Annotated in this window: 10 protein-coding genes; 6 read left to right on the forward strand and 4 right to left on the reverse strand. The window is 64.0% G+C overall.

Annotated features, from left to right (window positions below):
* Position 1 precedes the first annotated feature (1 nt).
* The 3 genes from B5F74_RS03670 (at position 2) to B5F74_RS03680 (ending at position 7,500) form a co-directional block, all read left to right on the forward strand.
* Positions 2–2,164, forward strand: a complete 2,163-nt coding sequence (locus tag B5F74_RS03670) for an ATP-binding cassette domain-containing protein (protein WP_087200110.1) — start codon at positions 2–4, stop codon at positions 2,162–2,164.
* Positions 2,165–2,602: 438 nt separating this feature from the next.
* Positions 2,603–6,130 (forward strand): pyruvate:ferredoxin (flavodoxin) oxidoreductase, encoded by a 3,528-nt coding sequence (nifJ, locus tag B5F74_RS03675; RefSeq protein ID WP_087200112.1) that lies wholly within the window; start codon positions 2,603–2,605, stop codon positions 6,128–6,130.
* 407 nt (positions 6,131–6,537) lie between these two features.
* On the forward strand, positions 6,538–7,500 hold the full coding sequence (locus B5F74_RS03680) for a hypothetical protein (RefSeq protein WP_158095687.1): 963 nt from the start codon (positions 6,538–6,540) through the stop codon (positions 7,498–7,500).
* A gap of 166 nt (positions 7,501–7,666) precedes the next feature.
* Here the strand turns inward: B5F74_RS03680 and B5F74_RS03685 are convergent, their stop codons facing one another.
* Positions 7,667–8,425 (reverse strand): MFS transporter, encoded by a 759-nt coding sequence (locus tag B5F74_RS03685; RefSeq protein WP_087200115.1) that lies wholly within the window; start codon positions 8,423–8,425, stop codon positions 7,667–7,669.
* 9 nt (positions 8,426–8,434) lie between these two features.
* On the opposite strand from B5F74_RS03685, the gene allD reads away from it, so the two are divergent.
* The 3 genes from allD (at position 8,435) to B5F74_RS03700 (ending at position 10,962) form a co-directional block, all read left to right on the forward strand.
* Entirely contained in the window at positions 8,435–9,403 is a 969-nt protein-coding gene (gene allD / locus B5F74_RS03690) for an ureidoglycolate dehydrogenase (protein WP_204212432.1), read from the forward strand.
* A 325-nt stretch (positions 9,404–9,728) separates the two neighbouring features.
* Positions 9,729–10,319 (forward strand): DUF308 domain-containing protein, encoded by a 591-nt coding sequence (locus B5F74_RS03695; protein WP_087200119.1) that lies wholly within the window; start codon positions 9,729–9,731, stop codon positions 10,317–10,319.
* Between the two features lie 313 nt (positions 10,320–10,632).
* On the forward strand, positions 10,633–10,962 hold the full coding sequence (locus tag B5F74_RS03700) for a zf-TFIIB domain-containing protein (RefSeq protein ID WP_087200121.1): 330 nt from the start codon (positions 10,633–10,635) through the stop codon (positions 10,960–10,962).
* Between the two features lie 124 nt (positions 10,963–11,086).
* On the opposite strand, the gene B5F74_RS03705 is transcribed toward B5F74_RS03700, so the two are convergent.
* From B5F74_RS03705 to B5F74_RS03715, 3 genes are all read right to left on the reverse strand, one after another.
* Positions 11,087–12,505 (reverse strand): glycoside hydrolase family 32 protein, encoded by a 1,419-nt coding sequence (locus tag B5F74_RS03705; RefSeq protein ID WP_087200123.1) that lies wholly within the window; start codon positions 12,503–12,505, stop codon positions 11,087–11,089.
* 66 nt (positions 12,506–12,571) lie between these two features.
* A complete protein-coding gene (locus tag B5F74_RS03710) occupies positions 12,572–14,551 on the reverse strand; it encodes a PTS beta-glucoside transporter subunit IIBCA (protein WP_087200124.1) in 1,980 nt (659 codons plus the stop codon).
* Positions 14,552–14,708: 157 nt separating this feature from the next.
* Complete coding sequence (locus tag B5F74_RS03715) at positions 14,709–15,692, reverse strand: LacI family DNA-binding transcriptional regulator (RefSeq protein WP_087200126.1); 984 nt, start codon at positions 15,690–15,692, stop codon at positions 14,709–14,711.
* Positions 15,693–15,797: the final 105 nt, after the last annotated feature.

A 15,797-nucleotide genomic window follows, 5' to 3' on the forward strand; every position in this document is an offset into this window, starting at 1 on the left:
CATGGATCTCTTCGAGAGTCAGGTCGAGGCGCGCCGCCGCTTCGACGATGAGCGCCTCGAGCAGGCGCTGCACCGCCTGTCCGACGCGGTGACGGGCGCGCGGACCGCCGAGGGCGCTTCCCGTCTCGTGCAGGCGGGCAGCGCGCTCGATCACGTGCTCGCCTACTACGGGGTCGAGGGCGGCGAAACGCCGCGCGGCGTGAAGAGCATGGACGAGCTCATCCAGCAGCGCCTGCGCTCGACAGGCATCATGTGCCGCCCGGTCCGCCTGTCCGGCGCATGGTACCGCGATGCCATGGGGGCCATGCTCGGCTTTGCCGACGACGGGCTGCCCGTGGCGCTGATCCCGCTGGCGCGCGGCGGCTACCAGTTCATCGACGGCATGGGGCCCGTGCGCGTCAACGAGCGCAGCGCCAAGCGCCTGGCGGACGAGGCCTGGTGCTTCTACCGGCCGTTGCCCCAGCGCGAGCTGGGCGTGCGCGACATCCTGCTGTTCATGGCGCGCTCCCTCGACCGCGGCGACATCATCGCGCTCATCTGCGCGGCCGCCGCCTCGACGGCGCTCGGCATGGTCGCGCCGCTCGTGAACCGCATCGTGTTCGGCCCGGTCGTCGAGGCGGGAACGGCGAGCATCATCGCGCCGCTCGCGGTGCTGCTCGTCGGCGTGCTCGTGGCGCAGGTCATCGTGGGCGGGATCAGGCAGATCGTGCTCGCGCGCATCTCGACCAAGCTTAGCGTGCCGCTCGACGCGGCGATGATGATGCGCACCCTGTCGCTGCCGGCATCGTTTTTCTCGCGCTATCAGACGGGCGACCTGTCCGAGCGCCTGGCCATCGTGGGCGAAGTCGGGCGCCTCATCCAGGACGTCGTGCTGACCGCGCTCCTCAACGCGCTGTTCGCGATGGCCTACGTGGGCCAGATCGCCGCCATCGCGCCGGCCATGGCGCTGCCGACCGTCGGGGTGGCGCTGCTCACCACGGCGGTGACCGCGCTGGTCGCCGCCGCGCAGATGCGCGTGACCGCGCGGCGCCTCGACCTCGGGACCCGCCTGTCGGGCTGGCAGTATGCCCTGATCGAGGGCCTGCAGAAGATCAAGCTCGTCGGTGCCGAGAAGCGCGCGTTCGCCACCTGGGCGAACCTCTACCACCGGCAGGCGCGCCTCACCTACAACGGGCCGCTGCTCACGCGCCTTTCCTCGACGATCCAGATGGCCGTTGCCTCGCTGGGCACGATCGTGTTCTACCTGAGCGCCGCGGCGGGCGGTCTTTCGGTTGCCGAGTACATGGCGTTCACCTCCGCCTACGGCGCGGTCTCCGCCGCGCTTGCGGCGCTCGGCGCGGCGGCGGTCAACATGGCGTGCATCCGTCCGTACCTGTCGATGGCGGATCCGCTGCTCAAGACGGTGCCGGAGACCTCGGAGTCCAAGCGCGCCCTCGAGCGCATGTCCGGCGGGTTCGAGCTCAACCACGTCACGTTCGCCTACGGCGACGACCGGCCGGTGCTGGAGGACCTGACGCTCAAGGTCCGTCCTGGGGAGTACGTCGCGGTCGTGGGAAAGACCGGCTGCGGCAAGTCGACGCTCATGCGCCTGCTGCTCGGGTTCGAGCGGCCCCAGCGCGGCGCGGTCTATTACGACGGGCGCGACCTGGCGAGCGTGGACGCGGGAAGCGTGCGCAAGCGCATCGGCGTGGTGCTGCAGGACGGCAGGCTGTTCGCCGGGAGCATCTACGACAACATCGCCATATCGGCGCCCGGCCTCACCCTCGAGCAGGCCTGGGAGGCCGCCGAGCTCGCGGGCCTCTCCGACGATATCGATGCGATGCCGATGGGCATGAACACGATGGTCACCGAGGGCGGTGGCGGCATGTCGGGCGGGCAGCGCCAGCGCATCATGATCGCGCGCGCCATCGCCGCCAGACCGAAGATCCTCATGTTCGACGAGGCGACGAGCGCGCTCGACAACATGACGCAGAAGATTGTGTCGGACTCGCTCGAGTCGCTGAAGTGCACCAGGCTCGTCATCGCGCACCGCCTGTCGACGATTCGCGCCTGCAGCCGCATCGTCGTGCTCGACGGCGGGCGCATCGTCGAGGACGGCACCTACGACGAGCTCGTCGAGCGCGGCGGGCTGTTTGCCGACCTGGTCGCCCGCCAGCAGGTGTGAATGGGTCATTTTGGGACGGGTTCGTTCCAACCCATCGGCGGCCGCGCAGATCGCCGATGGGTTGGAACGAACCCGTCCCCAAATGACCCATCTCCCGGCGGGGTCAAACGAGCCGGACGGGCGACGGAACGAATGCGGTGCTGTTGGGATTGAAAACAGATATTGCGCGCAGTGTGCCGCGGCTGTTCTTTTTCGCTCCTGCTGAAGGTCGCGCGGTCAGCCGAAGGCAACCAAACCGCTGGTACCGATAACAATTCCGCAGGACAAAAACTGCCCCAGATCTCGTATGTCTATTCCGGTGTTCGGAGTACAATAATCCTGCATGCGGATTTTTGTCCACTGATGCCATCCAGATCGCCGGAAGGTATCCATGCATGGTAATCACCGGGGGCGGACGCTTCCGGAACATGTACACCCAACTTGAGAGGAGAGGGGTATATGGCGCGTAAGTTCAAGTCTATGGACGGCAACGAGGCGGCCGCATACGTATCGTATGCGTTCACCGAGGTTGCGGGTATCTACCCGATTACGCCGTCCAGCCCTATGGCCGACCATGTCGACCAGTGGGCCGCGCAGGGCAAGAAGAACATCTTCGGTACGCCCGTTAACGTCATCGAGATGGAGTCCGAGGCCGGTGCTGCCGGTACCGTCCACGGTTCGCTCGGTGCCGGTGCTCTGACCACGACCTACACGGCGTCTCAGGGTCTGCTGCTCATGATCCCGAACATGTACAAGATCGCGGGCGAGGGCCTGCCGGGCGTCTTCCACGTGTCCGCCCGCTGCGTCGCCTCCCATGCGCTCAACATCTTCGGCGATCACTCCGACGTCATGGCCTGCCGTCAGACCGGCTTCGCCATGCTCGCCGAGGGCAACGTCCAGGAGGTCATGGACCTCGCTCCCGTGGCGCACCTCGCCGCCATCGAGGGCAAGGTTCCGTTCCTGAACTTCTTCGACGGCTTCCGCACCTCTCACGAGATTCAGAAGGTCGCCGTCTGGGATTACGCCGACCTGGCCGAGATGTGCGACATGGACGCCGTCCAGGCGTTCCGCGATCACGCGCTGAATCCTGAGCACCCCTCCGCGCGCGGCTCTCACGAGGACGGCGACGTCTTCTTCCAGCACCGCGAGGCCTGCAACAAGGCCTACGACGCGCTGCCCGCCGTCGTCGAGGACTACATGGGCAAGATCAATGCCAAGCTCGGCACTGATTACGGCCTGTTCAACTACTACGGCGCTCCCGATGCGGACCGCGTCGTCGTCTGCATGGGCTCCTTCTGCGACACGCTCGAGGAGGTCATCGACTACCTGAACGCCCAGGGCGAGAAGGTCGGCCTGGTCAAGGTCCGCCTGTTCCGTCCGTTCTCCATCAAGCACTTCGTCGACGTGCTCCCCGAGACCGTCAAGAAGATCGCCGTCATGGACCGCACCAAGGAGCCGGGCTCCATCGGTGAGCCCCTGTACCAGGATGTCGTCTCCGCCCTCTACGAGGCTGGCAAGACCGGCATCACCGTCGTCGGCGGCCGCTACGGCCTGGGTTCCAAGGACACCACGCCCGCTTCCGCGTTCGCCATCTACGAGGAGCTCAAGTCCGACGCTCCGCGCCGCGAGTTCACCGTCGGCATCGTGGACGACGTCACCAACCTCAGCCTGCCCGAGATGGAGGATGCTCCCAACACGGCGGCCGAGGGCACGATCGAGTGCAAGTTCTGGGGTCTCGGCGGCGACGGTACCGTCGGTGCCAACAAGAACTCCATCAAGATCATCGGCGACCACACCGACAAGTACGTCCAGGCCTACTTCCAGTACGACTCCAAGAAGACCGGCGGCGTCACCATCTCGCACCTGCGCTTCGGTGACTCCCCGATCCGTTCGCCGTACTACATCTCCAAGGCCGACTTCGTGGCGTGCCACAACCCCTCCTACATCGTCAAGGGCTTCAAGATGGTCCGCGACGTCAAGCCCGGCGGCACCTTCCTGGTGAACTGCCAGTGGAATGACGAGGAGTTCTCCGCGCACATGCCCGCCGAGGCCAAGCGCTTCATCGCCAAGAACAACATCAACGTCTACCTGATCGACGCCATCGACCTGGCCGAGAAGGTCGGCATGGGCAAGCGCACCAACACGGTGCTGCAGTCCGCGTTCTTCGCGCTCGCGCAGGTTCTGCCCGCGGCCGACGCCATCGAGTACATGAAGGCCGCCGCCGAGAAGTCCTACGCCAAGAAGGGCCAGGCCATCGTCGAGGCCAACTGGAAGGCCATCGACGCCGGCGCCACCGCGTTCCGCAAGTTCGAGGTGCCCGCCGACTGGGCCGACGCCACCGACGAGGTCGCCGAGCTCTCCGATGCCGAGTGCTCCGCTATCGCCAAGCAGGTCAAGTCCATCATGGAGCCGATCTCCCGCATGCAGGGCGACGAGCTGCCCGTCTCCGCCTTCGCTGGCCACGAGGACGGTCAGTTCCTCACCGGCGCCTCCGCCTTCGAGAAGCGCGGCGTCGCCGTCATGGTTCCGCACTGGGATGAGACCAAGTGCATCCAGTGCAACCAGTGCGCCTACGTCTGCCCGCACGCGACCATCCGTCCGTTCGGTCTGACCGAGGCCGAGATCGAGGCCGCGCCCGAGAACCTGCGCACCCTCGACATCAAGATGCCGAAGGACACCGGCCTCAAGTTCACCATGGCCGTGTCCCCGCTCGACTGCATGGGCTGCACCAACTGCGTCAAGGTCTGCCCCAAGGGCGCCCTCACCATGGTTCCGCAGGAGCAGGAGGCTGCCGAGCAGGCCGTCTTCGATTACTGCGTCGCCGAGGTTTCCGAGAAGCCCGTCCTGCAGGCCAACAACGTCAAGGGCTCCCAGTTCAAGCAGCCTCTGCTTGAGTTCTCCGGCTCCTGCGCCGGCTGCGCCGAGACCGCATACGCTCGCCTCGTGACCCAGGTCTGCGGCGACCGCATGTTCATCTCCAACGCCACCGGCTGCTCCTCCATCTGGGGCAACCCCGCGGCCCGCTGCCCGTACACCACCAACAAGGACGGTCACGGCCCCGCGTGGAACAACTCCCTGTTCGAGGACAACGCCGAGCACGGTCTGGGCCTGGCTCTCGGCTATGAGGCCGTCCAGAACAAGCTCGTGGCCGACACCGAGGCGCTCATCGCTGCCGACGGCACGCCCGAGGACGTGAAGACCACCGGTCAGGCTTGGCTCGACGCCCGTAACGACGCCGAGGCCTCCAAGACCGCCGCTGCGGCCTACGTCGCTGCCCTCGAGGCCTGCGGCTGCGATGCCGCCAAGGCGATCCTGGCCGACAAGTCCTACCTCACCAAGAAGTCCTTCTGGATCTTCGGCGGCGACGGCTGGGCGTACGACATCGGCTTCGGCGGCCTGGACCACGTCCTGGCTTCCGGCCACAACATCAACGTCTTCGTCTTCGACACCGAGGTCTACTCCAACACCGGTGGCCAGGCTTCCAAGGCTTCGAACCTCGGCCAGGTTGCTCAGTTCGCCGCTGCTGGTAAGGCCATCAAGAAGAAGAGCCTCGCCGAGATCGCTATGAGCTACGGCTACGTCTACGTGGCGCAGGTCGCCATGGGCGCCAACCCGGCTCAGACCCTCAAGGCCATCCAGGAGGCCGAGGCCTACGACGGTCCGTCGATCGTCATCGGCTACAGCCCCTGCGAGATGCACTCCATCAAGAAGGGCGGTATGCAGAACTGCCAGATGGAGATGAAGAAGGCTGTCGACTGCGGTTACTGGAACCTCTTCCGCTTCAACCCCGCTGCGGACAAGAAGTTCACCCTCGACTCCAAGGAGCCGAAGGGCGGTTATCAGGAGTTCCTGATGAACGAGGCCCGCTATGCTTCCCTGACCCGCGCCTTCCCGGAGCGCGCCGAGGAGCTGTTCGCCGAGAACGAGCAGGCCGCTATGGACCGCTATCAGCACCTGCTGAAGCTCAACGCTCTGTACAACGAGTAAGAGCGCACCTCGCGTCTGACCGATCGTCAACGTGATGCAAGGGCCCCGGAGCATCTGCTCCGGGGCCCTTTTTGCGCTGCGTGACCAACAAGCAGGATCGTGTCTTGGTTCATTCATGAACGAAGACGGCCCAAAACGGCATTTTCGCAGGAAAGCAATTACTAACCCATCTCTTCATTCATGAATGAACAGGGCGAGGGTTCATGCCAGTGAGTGCAGAAGGAATCGACATAAGCGGCAACGAGGCTATAACCTGCGCTGTTGGAATCCGGTAAGATTCCACTGGTACAAAATCAATCTCTTTAGCAATAACCAACTTCATATTAAAGTTGAACTAGTATGATGCATATGGAACATTACGCGCAAAGGAGATGCAGCGGGGCTACCTAAGAGGAGCTGATGAGGCAATGGTGAAAGGGACGATCGGGGACTCGAATCTGGTTCTTTGCGATGCGCACGGTCTGGCCTACTGGTTTGGCGCGCAGGAGGTGACGCGCACGATAAGCCCGAATGCGTACGTGTCCACGGTGGAAAACATGGTGGCCCCGTCGAAGCTTCCAGTAGACGTCCTGGAACGCCTGGGAGTTCGCTCGACCCCCATTCACGTACTTGTTGACGAGCATAAACGACAGCGGTTCTCAACTCAGGTTCTTGCGCATCTCTGGAGACCTCCGTATCCGGAGAAGACGTTTGTACGGATCGCACCGAACGTCTATGTGCTCTCTCCCATCGCGTGCCTTATGAAAGCATCGCTTTCTATGAGCGACGTCTCGATTCTCAAATGCCTATATCAGTTAACAGGAACTTATAGATACAGCAAAGACGGCCTTCGTGAGCGCCCGCCTCTCATGACGGTTGAAGAGGCAAAGGAGTATCTCGATGCGGCACAGGGAATTCGCGGGGCAAGGAAAGTGCGAACACTCCTCAATTTCGTCGTCGATGGGGCTGCCTCTCCTGAGGAAGCGAACGTTGTGATCGTGTTGGTGCTGCCGGGGCATATGGGGGGATACGGGTTGCCGCTTCCCACCATGAACGAGCCTGTGGTCGCCTGTAAAGCCGGTGAACAGGAGGAACGCCGTCCAGATATCCTCTGGAAGGAATTCATGCTCATCGTCGAATATCTGGGCGATGAGTTTCACAATCGAAGCGACCGCTTCGGTCTTGATGCTGCGCGGAAGACCCATCTGCTGGAAGCAGGATATACCGTACTTGACCTTACACGGTATCAAACGCTCAGAAAAAACGAGTTGGAATCGGTTGTGGCAACGATTAGAAAGCATATGGGCCTGAAGCCGATGCGCCAGACCAAGGAATTTCAAAGCAAGAATGCCGAGCTTAGACAAGAGCTCTTCGGGACGAAAACGGTGTAGGGGCCTTTGAGGCGCCATCCGCGAATCGGCGGCGTTGTTCATTCATGAACGAAGACGGCCCAAAACGGCGTTTCCGCAGGAAAGCAATGGCTAACCCACCTCTTCATTCATGAATGAAGAGGTGGGTTAGTAAAAGAAGGCTCTAAACGGCGCAAGGTCTGCCGTGCTACAGCGTGCAGACGTTGCGCGGCGTACCGTTGAGGTAGGCGAGCACGTTGTCGAACTCGATGACACCGGTCAGCGCGGGGGCGACGACGGACGAGGCCATGCCGAAGAAGTTGAACACGCCGAGGGTGGTTGCGACGCTCTTGGGATCGGCCTGGTCGGACATGTACGAGATGAGGACCGGGTCGACAGCCAACTTACCAAGCAGGCCGTAGAGCAGCAGGATGATGGACAAAGACGTCGCGTCAGGAGCGAGCATCGAGACGGCGACGAGGACGAACGCGGCGATCTCGAGGCCGAGGATGATCTGGGACTTCTTGTCGCGCTTCTTGTCGGACATGCGGGAGAAGTACAGAGCGCCCGGGATGGCGGTGACCGAGATCATGGAGGTGATGATGCCGATCAGGCCGCCGGTGATGCCGCGGTCGGTCTCGAGGAACGAGGGCAGCCACGTGACGATCATGTAGTAGGCGTAGCAGGTGCAGAAGTACAGCGCGTAGCAGGCGATGAAGCGCATGCTGAACAGGCGGGGCTTCTCGCCGGTTGATCCGGTCTCGACGGCGGTCTCGGTCGCAGAGGCGGTCTCGGCGGTTGCGGCGCCGGAGCGCATGGCGCGCTTCTCGGCGATGTTGTCGCGCAGGGCGATCGCATACCAGACGACCATCAGGACGATGAGCACGACGGCGATGATGGCCATGGTCTGCCAGGGCAGGCCGAGCTGCTTGACGATGAAGCTGGAGCCGGTCATGCCGAGGATCATGCTGACGCCATGGCCGAGGTGCTCACCTGGTCTTCTGAGCGCGGCCTGCACTCCCATGGCGAGGTTCGCGTCGAGTACTACACCGAGCGCATCTCCAAGGGCGGTATGACCGTCGATCCCAACTGGTCCTGGACCAAGACCGGCCCGTGCTCCGGCATCCTCGACGGCGACAACGGCTGCGGCTATCCGTTCGCCATCAAGGGCCTCGAGTACGCCATGGAGATGGCCAAGGAGAGCGGTATCGGCGTCGTGGGCGTCAAGCGCGTGTCCCACACCGGCGCGCTGGGCTACTACACCGAGATGGCCGCCAAGAACGACCTAGTCTGCCTCACCATGTGCCAGTCCGACCCGATGGTCATTCCGTACGGCGGCGCCGAGCCCTTCTACGGCACCAACCCCATCGCCTTCGGCGCCCCTACCGCCGATGACCGTTTCGTGAACTTCGACATGGCCACCACCGTCCAGGCTTGGGGCAAGATCCTCGACGCCAAGAGCGCCGGCCGCTCCATCCCCGACGACTGGGCCGTCGACGTTGACGGTAACCCCACCACCGACCCGCACAGGGTCAACGCGCTCGTGGCCATCGCCGGCCCCAAGGGCTACGGCCTCATGATGCTCGTCGACGTGCTGTCCGGCGTGCTGCTGGGCGTCCCCGCGGGCAAGAACGTGTCCTCCATGTATCATGACCTGTCCGAGGGCCGTGAGCTCGGTCACCTGCACATCGTCATCGATCCGTCCCGCTTCTGCGGCCTCGACGAGTTCAAGCGCCATATGTCCGAGGTGCTCGACGAGCTTTCCGCCGTCAAGCCCGGCCCCGGCTCCGACAAGGTGTACTACCCCGGCGAGCGCGCCCTCATCCGCAAGGCCAAGTGCGACGCCGCCGGCGGCATCGAGATCGTCGACGACATCTACGAGTACCTCACGTCCGACAAGCCCTACATCCACAGCTGGGATCACAAGAACCGCTTCGCCGAGTAGCGTTTCTCGTCCCGTAGGGTTTCCCTCTCTGCCCGTATTCGATTTGCCTCTCCTTTCATTAAAAGCCCTGCCCTGCGTCATATGCCCGGGCAGGGCTTTTTGCGTGCGTTCGCGGGGCGTGACGGCACGACATGGAAATCGTTCAGCGATTCTTAAGCATGGTCGTCGTACTTAAGAAAAACCTATCTAGTGTGTGGGAAATATGGTGGGTCAAGCATTTTCGCTTCCTCTGAAATATGGGTCAGGTTCGGGTAGAAGAAAGTCACCAGGGGGCTCTCGGAACTTCGATTCACGAAGAAGGGCCCTGTTTGTTGAGGTGATAGGTATGCAGATGTTCGACTCCGATTTTGACTACAAGGGCGATTTCATAGACCGGTGGAACAGCCGTATCAAGCAGGCCAAGGCGGCGATGGGCGTTTTGGGAGCCCTGCTCGTCGTCGCGGGCGTCTTCAGCGCGGTGGCCCCGTACAGCCTGTACTCGTTCATCCAGGTGCTCGCCGGCGTGGCCCTGTTCGTCCACGGCGGCGTCCAGGTGATCTCCTACTTCGGCACGCCCGAGTTCTTCCGCAGCTCGGCGCTGATCGTCTCCGGCATCCTGAACGCGCTGCTCGGCATCATGTTCCTGCTGCTGCCCGTCTACCTGACCGCTAGCACGCTGGTGTTCCTGCTCGCGTTCCTCTTCATCCTGACGGGCTTCGAGCGCATCTCCTTTGCGCGCCAGATGAAGTACTTCGGCCTGCCCAACTCCACGGCGGGCACGGTGACCGGCGTCATCAACGTCATCTTGGGCGTCATGTTCATCGCCATGCCGCTGTACTCGAGCCTCGTGCTCGGATACGTGCTCGCCGCATACCTGATCATCGCCGGCATCACGCTGCTGGTCGAGGCGGTGTCCATGAAGCGCATCGACCGCTGAAGGCATCGCTCGACAGCACGATAAACATCGCTTTCCCCTTCCTCACGGCCCCGCATTCCCGCATGCGGGGCCGTGTCGTTTTGGGAACTCCAAGATTCCTGCCGCACTCCCATCGACCCCTTCATTCATGAATGAGGAAGGGGGTCAATCAAACGAATCCTGGGCAAACGTCGAAATGGCCTCCGCTCATTCATGAATGAGCGGGGCCGGAACTCGGGGAAGCATCGGCTCATTCGCGGCGTCTCGTTTTCAAAAACCGACGCACGGGGTACAAGTGGACCAACCTTCGACTCCGGAAAGGACGGTTGTACCCATGAAATGCCCAGTATGCAAGGACGTGACGTTGCTGATGTCCGAGAAGAACGGCGTTGAAATCGACTACTGCCCTGAGTGTCGCGGCATCTGGCTCGATCGCGGCGAGCTCGACAAGATCGTCGAGCGGGCGCGCAGCGCGCAGCGCGAGTACGCGGCCTACGAGGAGGATCGTCGAGACGACCGCCGCTACGACGACCGCCGTTACGATGACAAACGCTACGATGACCGCCGCGAGCGCGAGTACCGCGAGTACAAGAAAAAGAAGAAGAGCAGTCCCATGGCGGCATTCGGCGACATCATGGAGATCTTCGGCGGTGGGGACGATTAGCCTCCCGATCGCCGCGCGAACGCAATGGGCGCCCGCGGGACATCTTTTGGAGATGCCCCGCGGGCGCCTTTTTGTGCGATTCGCCCGACGCCGCATGCATGTCGACGCGTCGGCGTCGGGCGCGCTATGCGTCGACGGAGCCCGTCATGCCGTCGCCCATGCGCCAAGCGCGCGCCGAGGCGCAGGTGCCCTCGATCGTCACGCTCAGCGCATCTGCAACGGGGAACCAGCGCGTCGACATCACGGCGCGGCCGCCCTCGGCAAAGATCTCGACAGCGGAGCCGTCGACGAGAACGCGCAGGTCGCCCATGCGGTCGAGCGGAAGCGCCCTGCGCGTGCGGCCGGCTCCGAGAGCGCAGGCCCCCTCCGTGAACGTGCAGGACAGCTCGTGCCCGTCGAAGGCGATCTCAAGCCCGCCGTCGAGGGTGAGGCGCAGCGGTCCCTCGATCCCGGTCAGCTCGATGTCTGCGCGCTGTCCGGAAAACACCATGGTCCCCGGGGCGATGAGGAGCTCCTCGGCCTCGCGCAGGCGCTCAAGCTCCGGGACGGGCGTCTGCGCGATGGCGCCGTCGTCCAGACGCGTGAGCACGCGCGGGACGGTGAGGCAGTGGCACCACGGCAGGCCGTCGGGCGCGCTTTCGAACGGGGCCTCGGGCATGCCCATCCACCCGATGAGCACGGTGCGCCCGGATTCATCGACGAAGGTCTGCGGGGCGTAGAAGTCGAACCCGGCGTCCCAGCGGCGAAACGCGCCGGTATCGATGGATATCCCGGGGGTGTTGAGGTCGGAGCCTTCGGGCAGCGGCACATATCCGGACTGGTCGCGCACCCCGTTTGCCCAGGGAAGCCCCTCCATGCCCTGCGGGCAGAAGGAGAGGTAGGTGCGGCCGTCGAGGACGATGCGGTCGGGGCATTCCCACATGTAGCCGAACGGCTCGGAAGAGCGAAGCTCGTCCGCCACCGTCCAGGCGACGCCGTCCTCGGAGCTCATGAGCAGGATGATGCCGCGATCGGAGGTGTCGCGTGCGCCGAGGATCATCCACCAGCGGTCATCGTCTCGCCAGACCTTCGGGTCGCGCACGTGGCAGGTGCAATCGGAGGGGTAGTCCTCGTTGCGCAGGATGACGCGCTTCGATCCCAAGCTCATCGCGTCGTCGCTTTCGATGAGGATCTGGGTGGCGCGCCTGCCGGTGCGGATGTAGTCGAAATCTCCCGGCTCCTTGACGTTGCCCGTGTAGTACAGCCGCAGCCGGTCGCCGCCGTCTGAGGCTGCGCCGGGCATCAGCACGGCGCAGCCGGAGTACGATCCGGTGGCCTCCTCCGGCGTGTCCGGTGCGATGGCCATGCCGTGATGGCGCCAGTGCACGAGGTCTTCACTGGTGAAGTGGCCCCAGCCGCGCGGCGCGTTCGGCGCCGGCCAATCGGGGCTGTACTGATGGAAGACGTGGTAGGTGCCGCGGAATTGGCACAGTCCGTTGGGATCGTTGAGCCAGCCGACGGGCGGCATGAGGTGAAATCCCATCCTCCAGCGCGTGCGTGCCATGTGAATCCTTTCAGACTCGGGCGCCGGATGGCCGCATGGGGTATCCGGCGCCCGCAGGGAGGGGTTTTACTTGACGGTGATGATCGGGTCGCCCACGGCAACCGTGTCATGCGCAACGGGCGCGACGCTCTCATAGCTGGCCGTGTTGGTGATGATCACGGGCGTGACCGTGTCGAGGCCCTGCGCCTTGATGTAGTCGAGATCGATATCCATCAGCAGCTGGCCCGCCTCGACGTGGTCGCCCACCTTCACATGGGCGGTGAAGGGCTTGCCCTCGAGCGTGACGGTGTCGATGCCGATGTGCATGAGGACCTCGGTGCCGGCGTCGGTGTTCATGCCCACCGCATGCCCGGTCTCGGCGAGCACGATGATGGTGCCGGATGCGGGGGCGTACAGCTTGCCCTCGGACGGGACGATGGCGATGCCGCCGCCCATGGCCTCGCTGGCGAACACGGGGTCGGAGACCTCGGACATGGCGATGGCCTGGCCGGACATGGGCGCCACGAGCGTTGCGGTCTGGGCCGAGGCGGCCTGCGTCTGGTCGATGGCGGCGACGGCGGCGTTCGCGGCGGCAGACGAGAGGGCTGCGGCCTCCGCCTCGTCGCGAGCGGGCGCGGTGACGGCCGCCTGGACCGTGGCGCCTCCGGCGGTCTCCGGCTCGGGATCCTTGTAGAGCATGAAGGAGAGGCCGAAGCTGACGAGTGCCGCGATGGCGAACATGATGATGTACTGGACCGGCTGGTTGAGGCACAGCAGGATGCCGAAGATGCCGGTCACGCCGGTGCCGTTGGCCGCGAGGCCCGAGATGGAGGCGAACATGGCGCCCAGGCCGCCACCGATGCAGCCGGCCACAAAGGGCTTGAAGAAGCGCAGGTTCACGCCGAAGATCGCGGGCTCGGTGATGCCCATGAAGGCGGACAGCGAAGAGGGGAGCGCAAGCGAGCGCGTCTTGACGCTGCGGGTCTTGAGGGCGACGGCGAGCGCGGCTCCGGCCTGGCCGATGTTGGCGGCGCTGGCGAGCGGCAGCCAGTAGGTCACGCCGTAGCTTGCGATCTGGCCGAGGTCGATGGTGGTGTACATCTGATGGATGCCGGTGACGACGGTCGGCGCGTAGAGGGCGCCCATGATGAGCGAGCCGAGGCCGAGCGGCAGGGTGAGCAGCAGCTGGATGGCTCCGAGGATGGCGTTTTCCGCCCACACGAAGACGGGGCCGACGGCGAGCATGACGATGTAGGCCGTGGCGGCGACGGAGACGAGCGGGGTCACGAACAGATCGAAGGCCTCGGGCACGACCTTGTGCAGGCGCTTCTCGATGAACGCGAGGATGCCGGCCGCGATGACGATGGGGATGACGTGCCCCTGGTAGCCGGTCCAGTCGATGCTGTAGAGCCCGGGGATGACCGTGTAGGTCTGCAGCACGCCGTCGGTGGCGACGGTGTTGGCGTTCTGCAGGCCGGGGTTGATGAGCAGCATGCCCATGACCGCACCCAGGTAGGGGTTGGCGCCGAACGCCTTGGCGGCGGAGAAGCCGATCAGGATCTGCAGGAACGTGAACGCGGTGTTCGACACGAGGTTCAGGATCTGATACCAGGCGTTGTTGGTGTCGAGCGTGATGAAGCCGTTGGAGTCCATGAAGGACAGGGCGCTCAGGATGCCGAGCAGCAGGCCGGAGGCGACGATGGCCGGGATGATGGGGACGAAGACGTCGCCCAGCAGCTTGATGGCGCGCATGAACGGGTTTTTCTGCTGTTCGGCCGCAGCGGCCTTTGCCTCCGCCTTGGTGGCGGCGGTGATGTTGCCGAGCTTGATGAACTCGTCGTAGACCTTGTTGACGGTGCCCGTGCCGTAGATGACCTGCAGCTGGCCGGAAGCCTGGAAATTGCCCTTGGCGCCTTCCGCGTTGTCGACGGCCTGCTGGTTGATCTTCGAGTCGTCGGCAATGACGAGACGCAGGCGCGTCGCGCAGTGCGCTGCGGAGACGACGTTGCCCGGGCCACCGATGGCGTCCAAGATTTCTTGGGCGGCCTTGGTGTAATCGAGTGCCATGGAAACCCCTTTCGCTGACTGAATATGGGAACGCTCTCATATGTAATCGTTCTCACAATTTCAGTAATACTTCATTGCTACTGGATTTGCCTATGTGAAATCGATTCCAGTTATGAACGGTCGCTATGCGTCGGTGAACGGTATCCGGCGCATGCCGTCAGCGCGTGGACGCGCGCCTGACGATCTCGTAGGCCATCTTGATCGTGCGCGCGACGGTGTCGTCGCCCGACATGGTGCCGAGCAGCATCTTCGCGGCCTCCTGTCCGGAGGTCTTGTAATGGTGGTGCACCGTGGTGAGCCGCGGGGTGACGACCTGCGCGAGCTCGCTGTCGCCCACGCCGGTCACCTGGACATCCTCGGGGACGCGCAGACCGTGCTCGTGCAGGTAGGTCAGGGCGCCGAATGCGATGGAGTCGGTCGCGCACACGATCGCGTCGGTATGGGGGCGGGCCTGCATGATGGCCTCGGCGCAGGAATAACCGGAGTCCACGGTGAACTCGGCGAGCTCCTGGGCATCCTCGGGCACCTCGACGCCGCACTCGCGGCAGGCGTCCAAAAAGCCACGATGGCGCATCTCGCCTGCGGAAACGTCCTCCTCGAGCACGCCGATGTATGCCGGTGCCTTTGCGGTGGCGAGGACCTGGCCGGTCAGTTCGCGCACCGCCTCGTAGTCGTCCTGGTACACGCACGAATAGCCCGAAAGGCTCTGGTCGAGCACGACGAGCGGCGTGTTCAGCTCCTTCAGGGCCGCCAGGTGGGCGGGCGTGAAGATGGTGGCGACCAGGATGACGCCGTCGACCTGCCGGCGCTCGGAGAACAGGCGCATGAACTCGACCTCGCGTGCCGCATCGTTGTCGGTGTTCGCCAAAAGCACCTGGTAGCCGGCATCGTTGAGCACCGGCGTGATGCCGGAAACCATGCGGGAGACGGACGCGGAGTTGATCTTGGGGATGATGACGCCCACGATATCGGTCTTGCCCGTACGCAGCACCTTCGCCTGGCGGGAGGGAACGTAGCCGGTCTTGTCGATGACACGCTTGATGGCCGCGCGCTTCTCCTGGGAGACATAGCCGTCGTTGAAGTAGCGCGAGACCGTGGCGCGCGAGACGCCTGCCATCTGGGCGATCTGATTGATATCCATGCTCGTTCCTTCCGTCGTGCGCTTGCATTGTACCGCAGGGGCTGAGAAGGATTTCACAGCAGGGCGGGCGTCTCGGAACGCACAGCCGCCCGCGCCGCTCGGCCC

The sequence above is a fragment of the Collinsella sp. An271 genome, from assembly GCF_002159695.1.
GTDB lineage: Bacteria > Actinomycetota > Coriobacteriia > Coriobacteriales > Coriobacteriaceae > Collinsella > Collinsella ihumii.

What these genes read in the sequence shown, in the direction of transcription:
- B5F74_RS03670 (WP_087200110.1), top strand. Translation starts at nt 2, where the DNA reads ATGGATCTCTTCGAGAGTCAGGTCGAGGCGCGCCGCCGCTTCGACGAT.
- nifJ (WP_087200112.1), top strand. Translation starts at nt 2,603, where the DNA reads ATGGCGCGTAAGTTCAAGTCTATGGACGGCAACGAGGCGGCCGCATAC.
- B5F74_RS03680 (WP_158095687.1), top strand. Translation starts at nt 6,538, where the DNA reads ATGGTGAAAGGGACGATCGGGGACTCGAATCTGGTTCTTTGCGATGCG.
- B5F74_RS03685 (WP_087200115.1), bottom strand. Translation starts at nt 8,425, where the DNA reads ATGATCCTCGGCATGACCGGCTCCAGCTTCATCGTCAAGCAGCTCGGC.
- allD (WP_204212432.1), top strand. Translation starts at nt 8,435, where the DNA reads ATGGCCGAGGTGCTCACCTGGTCTTCTGAGCGCGGCCTGCACTCCCAT.
- B5F74_RS03695 (WP_087200119.1), top strand. Translation starts at nt 9,729, where the DNA reads ATGCAGATGTTCGACTCCGATTTTGACTACAAGGGCGATTTCATAGAC.
- B5F74_RS03700 (WP_087200121.1), top strand. Translation starts at nt 10,633, where the DNA reads ATGAAATGCCCAGTATGCAAGGACGTGACGTTGCTGATGTCCGAGAAG.
- B5F74_RS03705 (WP_087200123.1), bottom strand. Translation starts at nt 12,505, where the DNA reads ATGGCACGCACGCGCTGGAGGATGGGATTTCACCTCATGCCGCCCGTC.
- B5F74_RS03710 (WP_087200124.1), bottom strand. Translation starts at nt 14,551, where the DNA reads ATGGCACTCGATTACACCAAGGCCGCCCAAGAAATCTTGGACGCCATC.
- B5F74_RS03715 (WP_087200126.1), bottom strand. Translation starts at nt 15,692, where the DNA reads ATGGATATCAATCAGATCGCCCAGATGGCAGGCGTCTCGCGCGCCACG.